This window comes from Desulfovibrio sp. (assembly GCF_047607245.1).
GTDB lineage: Bacteria > Desulfobacterota > Desulfovibrionia > Desulfovibrionales > Desulfovibrionaceae > Desulfovibrio.
Genome location: NZ_JASGDK010000165.1, coordinates 1 through 10,964 on the forward strand (window position 1 = coordinate 1; position 10,964 = coordinate 10,964).

10 protein-coding genes are annotated in these 10,964 nt (G+C 53.4%); 7 read left to right on the forward strand and 3 right to left on the reverse strand.

Annotation, left to right across the window (positions count from 1 at the left end; genetic code table 11):
- The 7 genes from QM579_RS12345 to grdA all read left to right on the forward strand — a co-directional run.
- Nucleotides 1-183, forward strand: a 183-nt coding sequence (locus tag QM579_RS12345) for a glycine/sarcosine/betaine reductase component B subunit (RefSeq protein ID WP_414999436.1), incomplete at its 5' end; no start/stop codon positions are given.
- 35 nt (nucleotides 184-218) lie between these two features.
- Nucleotides 219-1,523 (forward strand): glycine reductase complex selenoprotein B, encoded by a 1,305-nt coding sequence (gene grdB, locus QM579_RS12350; RefSeq protein ID WP_414999437.1) that lies wholly within the window; start codon nucleotides 219-221, stop codon nucleotides 1,521-1,523.
- A gap of 145 nt (nucleotides 1,524-1,668) precedes the next feature.
- The gene (trxB, locus tag QM579_RS12355) at nucleotides 1,669-2,583 is read left to right on the forward strand and encodes a thioredoxin-disulfide reductase (RefSeq protein ID WP_414999438.1); all 915 of its coding nucleotides are present in this window, start codon (nucleotides 1,669-1,671) and stop codon (nucleotides 2,581-2,583) included.
- Between the two features lie 19 nt (nucleotides 2,584-2,602).
- Nucleotides 2,603-4,141: a glycine/sarcosine/betaine reductase complex component C subunit beta gene (gene grdC, locus QM579_RS12360; protein WP_414999439.1), complete on the forward strand. Its 1,539-nt coding sequence runs from the start codon at nucleotides 2,603-2,605 to the stop codon at nucleotides 4,139-4,141.
- A gap of 11 nt (nucleotides 4,142-4,152) precedes the next feature.
- Nucleotides 4,153-5,319 (forward strand): glycine/sarcosine/betaine reductase complex component C subunit alpha, encoded by a 1,167-nt coding sequence (gene grdD / locus QM579_RS12365; RefSeq protein WP_414999440.1) that lies wholly within the window; start codon nucleotides 4,153-4,155, stop codon nucleotides 5,317-5,319.
- Nucleotides 5,320-5,420: 101 nt separating this feature from the next.
- Nucleotides 5,421-5,738, forward strand: a complete 318-nt coding sequence (locus tag QM579_RS12370; RefSeq protein ID WP_414999441.1) for a thioredoxin family protein — start codon at nucleotides 5,421-5,423, stop codon at nucleotides 5,736-5,738.
- A gap of 258 nt (nucleotides 5,739-5,996) precedes the next feature.
- Complete coding sequence (gene grdA, locus QM579_RS12375; RefSeq protein WP_414999442.1) at nucleotides 5,997-6,473, forward strand: glycine/sarcosine/betaine reductase complex selenoprotein A; 477 nt, start codon at nucleotides 5,997-5,999, stop codon at nucleotides 6,471-6,473.
- A 313-nt stretch (nucleotides 6,474-6,786) separates the two neighbouring features.
- On the opposite strand, the gene QM579_RS12380 is transcribed toward grdA, so the two are convergent.
- The 3 genes from QM579_RS12380 to QM579_RS12390 all read right to left on the reverse strand — a co-directional run.
- Entirely contained in the window at nucleotides 6,787-7,233 is a 447-nt protein-coding gene (locus QM579_RS12380; protein ID WP_414999443.1) for a hypothetical protein, read from the reverse strand.
- Between the two features lie 580 nt (nucleotides 7,234-7,813).
- On the reverse strand, nucleotides 7,814-8,260 hold the full coding sequence (locus tag QM579_RS12385) for a hypothetical protein (RefSeq protein ID WP_414999444.1): 447 nt from the start codon (nucleotides 8,258-8,260) through the stop codon (nucleotides 7,814-7,816).
- Nucleotides 8,261-8,268: 8 nt separating this feature from the next.
- Nucleotides 8,269-10,964, reverse strand: a 2,696-nt coding sequence (locus tag QM579_RS12390) for a hemagglutinin repeat-containing protein (RefSeq protein ID WP_414999445.1), incomplete at its 5' end; no start/stop codon positions are given.

Sequence of the window (10,964 nt, forward strand, 5' to 3'; positions counted from 1 at the left end):
AACGAACTTATCGTTCTGCCGCCCATGACGAAGGTCATCGGCGATCTGGCCCCTGCTGAAACCATTGCTGGCGGATTCTTCGGCTCTGTGCGCGAAGACGGCAGCCTTGAAGTGGAACTGCAGGCCATTCTTGGCGCGACCAATGAACTGGGCTTCAACCGCATCGGTGGCCGCACCCTATAGGGGAGCGCTGCCAGCTCAAGGAGCAGGAGATCATCATGGCATATAAGCTTGTACACTATATCAATCAGTTTTTTGCCGGAATCGGCGGTGAAGAAAAGGCCGACATCGCCCCCGAAGTGCGCGAAGGCCTTGTGGGGCCGGGCGTGGCTTTCAAGGCGGCGCTTGCCGGTCAGGCAGAAATAGCGGCAACATTTGTTTGTGGCGACAACTACTGCGCCAATCACCTTGATGAGGTGGCCACCCAGATGGTGGAAACCGTAAAGCGCTTTGGGGCCGACGGCGTCATTGCTGGCCCGGCCTTTAACGCTGGCCGCTACGGCACAGCCTGCGGCGCTGTATGCGCGGCCGTCAACAAGCAGCTTGACTTGCCTGTGGTCAGCGGCATGTATCGCGAAAGTCCCGGCGTGGACCTGTACCGCAAGGAAGTGACCATCATTGAAACTTCCGACAGCGCCCGTGGTATGGGCAAGGCCGTACCCGCTATGTCCGCAGCCATGCTCAAGCTTTTGCGCGGCGAAGAAATCACCGATCCTGAGGCCGAAGGCATCTTCCCTAAAGGCATCCGAAAGAACATGTTTTATGCCGAACCAGGAGCGGAACGCGCTGTGCGCATGCTTCTCAAGAAGATCAAGGGCGAAGAGTTCAAGACTGAATATGCCATGCCCATCTTTGACCGTGTGGAACCCCGCCCGGCCATCGCTGATCTGAGCAAGGCTACCATTGCCGTGGTCACCTCGGGCGGCATCGTGCCCGAAGGCAACCCTGATCATATCGCCGCTTCGTCGGCGCAAAACTTCGGCTCATACAGCATCGAAGGCGTTAACGATCTTGAAAAGGGCAAGTACCTGACCGCACACGGCGGCTACGACCAAACCTACGCCAACCAGGACCCCGACCGCGTGCTGCCAATTGATGTGCTGCGCGATCTGGAAAAGGAAGGCAAGATCGGCAAGCTCTACAACGTCTTCTACACCACCGTAGGCAACGGAACGTCCGTGGCCAACTCCCGCAAGTTCGGCACTGAAATAGGCTCACAGCTCAAGGCGGCTCATGTGGATGGGGTAATCCTCACCTCCACATGAGGAACCTGCACGCGTTGCGGCGCAACGCTCGCCAAGGCCATTGAAGAAGCCGCTGATGTGCCCGTAGTCCATATGTGCACCATTGTTCCCATCTCTTTAAGCATCGGGGCCAACAGAATCGTGCCCACTGTCTCCATACCCTACCCTCTTGGCAATCCCGAACTGTCCCCCGCAGAAGAAAAGCACCTTCGCCGCGATCTGGTGCTTAAGGCGTTCAAGGCTCTGACCACCAAGGTAGACGGGCAGACGGTATTTTAAATCCCCTCCGGTAAGGCTCCGGCGGTCCTTGGGTGCTGTGATCCTCGGGTCGCCGGGGCTGAAGGCGGAAAAAGCACAGCAGATTTTGCCAGGTGGCTCAATGCATGCCGCAGTCGCATGCTGGCCACCCCGACAAGGAGTTTTTATGGAAAAGCGTGAACTGGTCATCATCGGCGCTGGCCCGGCAGGACTTTCCGCCGCTATCTACGGCAAGCGCGCAGGCCTTGACACTCTTGTGCTTGAAAAGGGCCGTCCGGGAGGCCAGATCCTGACGACCAGCAGGGTTGAAAACTACCCCGGTATCATCGACGGCACAGGCACGGGTCTGGCCGACGCCTTTCGCGCCCATGCGGAATTTTTCAAGGCGGAATTTCGTTCTGTTTCTGTGCAGAAGCTCGAAGTTCGCGATGGAGAAAAAATAATAACCCTCAAGGACGGCAGCGAAGTAGCCGCCGGAGCCGTCATCGTGGCCAGCGGGGCCCATTTTCGCAAGCAGGGCTGCCCCGGAGAAAAAAAATACACGGGCATGGGCGTTTCTTATTGCGCTGTGTGTGATGCCGCCTTTTTTGAAGACCTTGAGGTGGCCGTCATCGGCGGAGGAAATACCGCCGTGGAAGAAGCCTGCTACCTCACGGGCTTTGCTTCCAGGGTTTACCTTATCCACCGCCGCGATGAATTCCGCGCCGACAAGCTGGTGGTGGAGCACGCCCTGGCCAATCCCAAGATCGTGCCCGTTATGGACAGCGTGCTGGAGTCCATTGAGGGCAGCGACATCGTGGAAAAGATTGTAGTGCGCAATGTGAAAACCAATGAACTGCGGAACATCGAACTGAACGGCGTGTTCATCTTTATCGGCACATTGCCCAATGCCGAGTACACGCAAGGCCTGCTGCAAACAGACGCCGCTGGCTGGATTATTACCGACGACAAACTGCAAACTTCGATTCCGGGTATTTTTGCAGCAGGCGACGTGCGTGACACCTCGCTGCGCCAGGTGGTGACGGCAGCTGGCGACGGCGCGCGGGCTGCCATGTCGGCATACTCATACCTGCAATTTTAAGCACGCGGAGGATAGCATTATGATGACCGTTGGCATCAAGGCAGCCGCATATTGCCTGAATTTCGCGCCGGAGCTGGCCCTGCACTATGGGGGCACTCCCGCTCAAGAACGCAAGGCCAAGCCTGACTCCGAATTTCTGCGTGAACTTCCCAAACACGCGCAAACTTGGGAACAAGCCGCCGCCTACGCGCCCAATAAAACCTATGTGGGCAGCATGAGTCTGGAGGAGCTGGAAAAGGCTCCTGCACCCTGGATTGACAACTTGGGCGAGACGCAGCGTTTCGGAAAGTTTGGTGAAATCATGCCCGAAGACGAATTCATCGGGCTTATGGATATATGTGACGTCTTCGACCTCATATGGCTGGAAGAAAGCTTTGCGGCAGCTGTGGCCGTAAAGTTGGCCCAAAATCCGGTCATGGGCGAAAAGCAGATTGCCCGTCTGGAAAAAGGAAGACCTGAGCCTGAATTGCGCGAAGTTATTGAAAAACATCATGCCCTGCCCCTGTATATCAAGGGCAAGCTTGTGGGCTGCTGCCGTCGGGCACACGATACGGACGAGAATCTTGAAGCCGGGGTCATGCTGGAAAACCTGGCCAGCAAAGCCAGCGGCGTGCTGGCCCTGCTGCACCTTATCAAGAATGCTGGCATCGCTCCGCCAGATGTGGATTTTGTGGTGGAGTGCTCTGAAGAAGCCGTGGGCGACGCTATGCAGCGCGGCGGCGGCAACATGGCCAAGGCATTGGCCGAGATAGCTGAATGCGTCAATGCCAGCGGGTTTGACGTGCGCGGTTTCTGCGCTGGCCCAGTGGCGGCCCTTATTACTTCTGCCAGCATGGTGGCTAGCGGTGTGCGGCCCAATGTGGTTGTGGTCAGTGGCGGTTCGGTTCCCAAGCTCTACATGAACGCGCGCGACCATATCAAAAAAGGCGTTGTACCGCTTGAAAACTGCATCGGCAGTTTTGCCCTGCTGCTGACTCCTGATGACGGCCAGACCCCGGTAATGCGGCTGGACGGCATTGGCAAACACACTGTGGGCGCTGGCGCTTCGCCTCAGGCCATCACAACTGCCATCACTTTCGATCCGTTGGCCAGCGTGGGTCTGAAACTTACGGATGTAGACAAGTACGCACCTGAACTGCACAACGCTGAAGTAACCCTGCCCGCAGGAGCTGGCAACGTGCCAGAGGCCAATTACAAGATGATTGCCGCCCTGGCCGTCATGAAGGGGCAAATTGAGCGCGGCGACATTCCCAAGTTTGTGGCAGAGCGCGGCATGCCCGGTTTTGCGCCCATTCAGGGGCACATTCCTTCAGGCGTGCCCTACGTGGGCCACGCCATTGAAGCCATCAAGGAAGGCCGCATCAAGCGCGCAATGATCATAGGCAAGGGCAGCCTTTTTCTGGGCCGCCTGACCAATCTGGCCGACGGCGCTTCATTTATTATGGAAGCTCCGGGGGCAGGTGCGGCAAAGCCGCAGGGCGTCAGCCAGCAGGACGTGACCGAAATGCTGCTGACAGCCTTGGGCGATATGGCGGCCAACCTGCAAAAGGATCAGTAGGAGGCAGGCTTATGGCAAGTCAAAACGACAAGCGCGCCATCCTCGGTCAGGCTCTTGAGGGTCTGGTGACGCGGGCGCGCAGCGGGCGCGAACCGTGCCGCATCGGCCTCATGGCTGCTGGCGGCGAACATTCTGATACCGAATTTCTTTCGGCTGCCGCTGCAGTCATGAAAGAAGACACTTCCTTGACTGTGGTCGGCGTGGGCCCACGGCCTACGGCTCTTATTCCTGCAGGTATGGACTGGATTGAAACAGGCTGCGAGGGCGGTGAATTGGCCGCAGGTATGGAAAAAGCCCTGGAAGAGGGGCGTATTCAAGGTGCTGTGGCTCTGCATTATCCCTTCCCGCTGGGCGTGACCACTGTAGGCCGCATTCTGACTCCCGCTCTGGGCAAGGCAATGTTTGTGGCCTGCACGACGGGCATAAGCGCGTCCCTGAGGCAACAGGCGCTGCTGCGCAACGCCGTTCTGGGCATGGCTGTGGCTAAAGTTATGGGCCTGACGTCGCCCTCGCTGGGTGTGCTCAATGTGGACGCGGCCCCGCAGGTGCTGCGGGCGCTAAACCGCATGGCAGAACGCGGCTATGAGCTTCGTTTTGGGCAGAGCGTCAGAGGTGACGGCGGCTCGCTGCTACGCGGCAATGACCTTCTGCGCGGCGCTGTGGACGTATGCGTTACAGACACGCTTACAGGCAATGTGCTTATGAAACTCTTTGGCGCGTTTACCTCTGGCGGAACCTATGAAACCACAGGCTGGGGCTACGGCCCCTCGGTGGGCGAAGGCTGGAGCCGGGTGGTGAGCATCATATCTCGCGCTTCGGGCGCTCCGGTCATTGCCAACGCCCTGGCGTATACAGCCGCTGCCGTGCGCGGCACCCTGCCTGCCGTGGTAGCTGATGAACTGCGCCGGGCCAAAGCCGCCGGGTTGGACGAGGAACTGGCCGCTTTTGAAAAGGCGGGAGCGGCCCCTGTGGCAGAAGTGCAGTCCCCGCCTGCAGAACCCACGGACGAGGAAATTCACGGTGTTGACGTGCTGGACCTTGAGCAAGCGGTACGTTGCTTGTGGAAGGAAAAGATATACGCCGAGGCTGCTATGGGCTGCACCGGGCCTGTAGTCAAGCTGGCTGCGGCCAATCTTGAGAAGGCCCGCGAAATCCTGACATCCGCCGGGTACATGTAATCCTCCGACAGGCGGGCCGACCTTGCCGGGTTGTCCAGCAAAGGCCCCGGCCCGCCCTTATCGGCAAAGATTCAACATACGCAAGCAAAGCGAGGTGCATAATGATTATTGTCGACAAGGAAAATTATGAAGCCGAGGTACAGCAAAGCTCCATGCCCTGCGTAGTGGACCTGTGGGGTCCGCAGTGCGGCCCCTGCCTCGCCCTCATGCCCGCTGTGGAAAAGCTGGCCGACGAGTATGACGGCAAGGTAAAATTCTGCAAACTTAACGTGGCGGAAAACCGCCGCCTTGTCATCAGCCTGCGCGTCATGGCCGTGCCCACCATTCTGTTCTACAAGAGCGGCGAATGCTTGGCCCGCCTGACGGGCGACGCAGTTTCCCTTGAGTCCATCAAGGCAGAAACGGAAAAACTGCTCTAGGCCGTGTCGTCACGAGCGCGTTTCCGGTTATCCTGTGTCGGGCTACACCTTTTATTCTAGTCGAGTGCCATAAGAGTACACGTCAGCATGAAAGGCTTGTTCGACCTAATGTGACAAGGAAGTCACGCCGCGACAACATCATTAAGAACCCTTCGTATTGGCTCCGCCACGACGGAGTAGACGAGACAACAATGTGGACGACGGGCTGCCGCATCGGCCCGTACAGATAAAAAGCCCATAATCGTAAGGAGTAAAGCAATGGCTAAGCTCGAAGGAAAGAAGCTTCTGCTGCTTGGTGAACGGGACGGTGTACCCGGCCCTGCCATGGCGGATGTCTTTACCAATTCGGGAGCGGAGATTTTGTTCTCTGCCACCGAATGCTTCGTTTGAACGGCCGCAGGAGCTATGGATCTGGAAAATCAGCAGCGTGTAAAAGACGCCGCTGAAAAGTTTGGTGGTGAAAACATCGTGGTGGTTCTCGGTTCTTCCGACCCTGAAGGGGCGGAGATTTATGCCGAAACTGTTACCTTGGGCGACCCCACCTTTGCCGGATCCCTGGCCGGAGTCCCGTTGGGACTCTGCGTGTACCACGTGCTCGAACCGGAAATGAAGGAAGCTGCCGATCCCGCCAAGTGGGAAGAGCAGATAAGCATGATGGAAATGGTCCTCAATGTGGATGCGCTGGTAGCTGCAGTGAGCAAGATGCGCGCGGACAACAGCAAATTCAAGCTTTAAGTACCATCCCCCATTAGATAAAAGAGTCCCGCGCTCTCTGTTTTGGTGAGTGCGGGACCAATTTTATTAGCGTCGCCCCCTCCAATACCCACTAGTGTGTCTCAAAAAGTGAGTGCTCGCGAAGTGGCATGCCCTTGCTAGCTATGTCCATGCCATCAAGGGCTGCTTGCGGTTTTCAACCGGGACATCACCGCCTTGATCCGAGCATCTGCAACACCTCATCACGAGAGAAACTGAGCAATAATGATTGAAAAATTCATACTTGGCATACGGAGTAACAACTATACAGAGAACACCTCTAAAGTGCGTTTGCTTAGTTTCGTATTCTCATATATTTACAATTTTTAATTACACCTTCTTTGTCCACTATAAAGTTCATGATTACAGTAAAATACACTCTTACTGAGATGGGTTTCAGATTAAATGCTGGATCATCAGCTCCCGCATCAAAATCTTTGTCGTAGTAGTAGTAATATGCATATACGCGACCACCATCTGACAATTCTTTATAAATCTCGTTTGATTCGAATTTTCCACCATTATAGTTACCATTGACACAGTAGTTTATGTATTTTTGAACAACGAAATCGTATATGCCTGGCCGTGCATGCATGTTTTTTGGCATCCAAAGGGTAAAGCCGTCAGTATCAATAAAATTTTCTGTGTATTCCCCAAAAAGGCCGCTCTGGTTTCTTACAGGCAATGGACCGCAAGAACAGAGCAATACAAACAGGCAAAAGAAGGCGATATTTTTATACATATTTCACCCTATCTCCCGCTGCCTGATGCTGGTTTGTTTTTAGCTGGAGGACTAAACATCGTTTCCAGCGCCTTTCGCAGAAAGGTCATTGGGTCACGGCCAAGATCTTGTGAAGCTTGTTCCGCAGCAGTGGGCTTTTGGGACTCTGGCAAGTCGGAGGGGCTGCTGTTTTCTTTAGCCCCATCCTTACTTTTATTGCCGCCTAATAATCCAGTAAGTACCCCCTTTGCAAAAAACTGCCCGGATCAACAGACAATTCATTTAATCCGTTCAGTATATTAATTGTAGTGTACGGATTTAACGCGGTATCTACGTAACTGAACGCGGGGGCAAGGTTTATTGGCGTTGCCCAGAATACTCACACCGTGCCCCTCCAAAAAATGCCCCCCCCACTACCATATCTTTAGTGGCTATGATCTGATCCTTTCAATGCTATTTGAGTCATTCAACGTAACAGTACTAGCCTGATCTTGACAGATTAAACGCATCACAACGTAAAATCTGCGAACGATGATTGAGAATTTCACGCTCGGCATACGGAGTAACAACTATACAGAGAACACCTCTGAAATGCGTTTGCTCAGTATCGTATTCTCATATATTTGCATTTTGTAATTACACCTTCTCTGTTCACTATAAAATTCATGATTACTGCAAAATATACCTTTACTGCGATTGGTTTTAAATTAAATGCTGGATCATCTACTCCCGCATCAAAATCTTTGTCGTAGTAGTAGTAGTATGCATATACGCGACCACCATCGGGCAGATCTTTGTAAACTTCGTTTGATTCGAATTTTCCACCATTATAGTTACCATTGACACAGTAGTTTATGTATTTTTGAACAACGAAATCGTATATGCCTTGCCGTGCATGCATGTTCTTTGGCATCCAGAGCGTAAAGCCTTTTCCATTATCATAATTTTCGGGGTACTCCCCAAAAAGGCCGCTCTGGTTTGTTACCGGCAATGGGCCGCAAGCGCAAAGCAGAGTAAAAAAACAGAGAAATACGATATTTTTGTGCATATTTTACTCTATTTCCCGCTGTCTGATGCTGGCTTGTTTTTATCTGGAGAACTAAACATCGTTTCCAGCGCCTTTCGCAGAAAGGTCATTGGGTCACTGCCAAGATCCTGTGAAGCTTGTTCCGCAGGAGTGGGCTTTTGGGACTCAGGCGAGCCAAAGGGACTGTTGTTTCCTTTAGCCGCAGCCTTATTTTTATTGCCGCCCAATAATCCAGCAAACACTCGTTGCAAGAAACTACCTGGATCAACAGACAGGTCATTTAATCCGTTCAGTATATCAGTTGTAGTGTTCGGGTTTAAGGCGGTATCAACGTAACTAAACGCAGGGGCCAGGTTTATGTCTATTTTAGCAGTTGTTTCCGTACGCATAGCATTATCGGGGTCGCGGTTCAGACCTTCCAAAGACTGACCAGGAGTATTGCGCACAGTTATTTCACCATTACCGATGGTGGCATAGGCGGTCTGAGTCGTTTCTTTATAGCTGTATGAAAACTTGTCTGGTGAGACATTGTGCAGAGTATTTGTCTTGAAGTTTATCCATTTTTTTTGCCAGTCTTTTTGCGAATCCACCAAAGTTGTCATCCACGGTTTCGCTTCTGGGTAGAGTTCTGATCCTTTTTCTTTCACTGCAGGTTGGTTCACCAGTCCAGGTTGACCACTTTCACCAAAGTCTGTGGCTGGTTGCGCCTCACCTTCCGGTGTAAAACTTTGCTTCCACTTGATGCCTGCGCTGATACCAGTTTCCGTCGTTTTGCCTACTATATTTTCATAGCTCAGGGTACCAGTATTGAGCTTGAGGTTATCGTTGAGGGCGGCGATGATGGCCCCGGCCACATGAGTATTGTTTTCCGTGTAAATATTCACGCTGTTGCCGCCCAAGATCGAGGTCTGCTCGCCTACGGCCTTGCCGTTACTGTTCTGGAAACCAAAGCCCAAGTTGGCCCCCTGAGTCACGCTGACGTCAGCCCCGTACCCCACTGTAACGCTAGCACCCGCGTTGTAGCTGCTGCTTTGTGACGAACTGGAATTCTGCATACTGGCAACTGTCAGGTTGCGGCCCACAGTCATGTCAACATCCTTTGCCGTCAAGTTGCCCCCAGCCACTATAGTATCTTGGCCGGAAACCGTGGTCAGTTTTTCCCCGGCGGCCAGCTTTGCATTATCACGTGTATGTGAAGTTTTGTCTCCAGTTGAGCCGTTCAGCGCCAAAGAACTCGTTATGCCCAAGGCGTAGCCGCTTTTGCTCACTGATGCCCCGATGCCCGCATTGGCCTCAAATCCACCTGAATTACTGGAGGAACTTCCCGAAGACTGTGCCGCATAGATATTGATGTCACGCCCGGCGGCAATGCTCATATCCCTATTGGCCTGGGCCTGCGTGCCCTGCATGCTCACGTCACGGCCAGCAGCCAGCGACATGTCACGCCCGGCAAACAGTTCTGAAAGCACAGCCTTGGCAGTATGGCTTTCACTGCTGCTCCATGAAGAACCTACGCCCAGAGTCAAGCTTGCCGATGCCTTGGGGTTGGTCAGGGCCTGCGCACTGCTGTAGGCATCATAAGCCTGACCTCCCGCTCCAGTTACGTTTTTATCTTCCACATTGCTGACAGCCTGCTTGCCAGCCGCATAGGCATTTTTGGCATTGGTCGTGAGATTTTGCGACAAGGTCAAGCTAAGTCCGGCACGCAGCCTTTTTTCGTAAGCGCTTACACTTTCGGTTTCCGTGGCCTGCAATATATTGATGTCCTTGCCAGCGGTCATGCTCAAATCCTGATTTGCGGTCAGCTTTGATCCGGACATATTAACATTTTGTCCCGCGTTGACGGAGATATTATTGTTTGCAGCTATCTGGCTGGCAGCATTTTTTGAGGTATCGTGGTTTTTTCCTTTGCCTGTTTGTTGATAGCCAAGAAAGAAACTGGTTTTGTCCAGGCCAAGAATACCTTCTACGCCAAACCCAGATGCAAACTTCTCCTTGTTGGACGAACTGGTGTTGCTTCCTCCTAAAATGTTGGCATCGCGCCCGGCGTTGATGGTAATATTATTGCCCGCCGAAAGCCCAGAACCAACGATGGCAGCATCGCGACTCGCAGTCAGTGTGATGTCATTTCCCGCTGCCATATTTGATCCGACGCTTATGCTTTGCGCGCCCTGCTCCTTTTTGCCTTCAGTACCGTAAAAACTGGCAAAACCGTCGCCTCCGCCAAGGCCGAAACCAGTCTGCTTTTTGTATGACCACGAAGTTGACTGGTTGGCTGCATCAAGTACGCTAATGTCGCCATCGCGCGCTGTAAGGTTGATATTTTTCGAGGCAATAAAATTTGATGCAGCTATGCCAATGCTTTTGCCTGCGTCCAACAAAATATTCTGCCCCACCAGATTCGAGGCAACTTGGGTAACAGAAGTCTTGCCGCTGGCCTTGGAAGAAGAACTCAAACCCAAAGCGCCTGAGGAAGATTTTTTGACGCTGCTGTAAGAACTGTTTTGTGCAGAGGCCACATTGACATTACCTGAAGCTGCCACCGTAAGATTCTGGCCACTGGCGAGATTGGAGCCCACAACTGAAGCATGCCCGGTTTGTGTGGATGAACCGGGGGTCAAGCCAGATACACCGGCTAACAGGCTGAGATTGCCCCCAGCAGCAACATTTGCGGACTGGTTTGTCACCAGTTCTTTGTTGCGTCGTGAAGAAGACGATCCTCCGA

Excerpts from the sequence above, each read along its gene's own strand:
- QM579_RS12385 (WP_414999444.1), bottom strand. The coding sequence starts at position 8,260 with ATGCACAAAAATATCGTATTTCTCTGTTTTTTTACTCTGCTTTGCGCT.
- grdD (WP_414999440.1), top strand. The coding sequence starts at position 4,153 with ATGGCAAGTCAAAACGACAAGCGCGCCATCCTCGGTCAGGCTCTTGAG.
- trxB (WP_414999438.1), top strand. The coding sequence starts at position 1,669 with ATGGAAAAGCGTGAACTGGTCATCATCGGCGCTGGCCCGGCAGGACTT.
- QM579_RS12370 (WP_414999441.1), top strand. The coding sequence starts at position 5,421 with ATGATTATTGTCGACAAGGAAAATTATGAAGCCGAGGTACAGCAAAGC.
- QM579_RS12380 (WP_414999443.1), bottom strand. The coding sequence starts at position 7,233 with ATGTATAAAAATATCGCCTTCTTTTGCCTGTTTGTATTGCTCTGTTCT.
- grdC (WP_414999439.1), top strand. The coding sequence starts at position 2,603 with ATGATGACCGTTGGCATCAAGGCAGCCGCATATTGCCTGAATTTCGCG.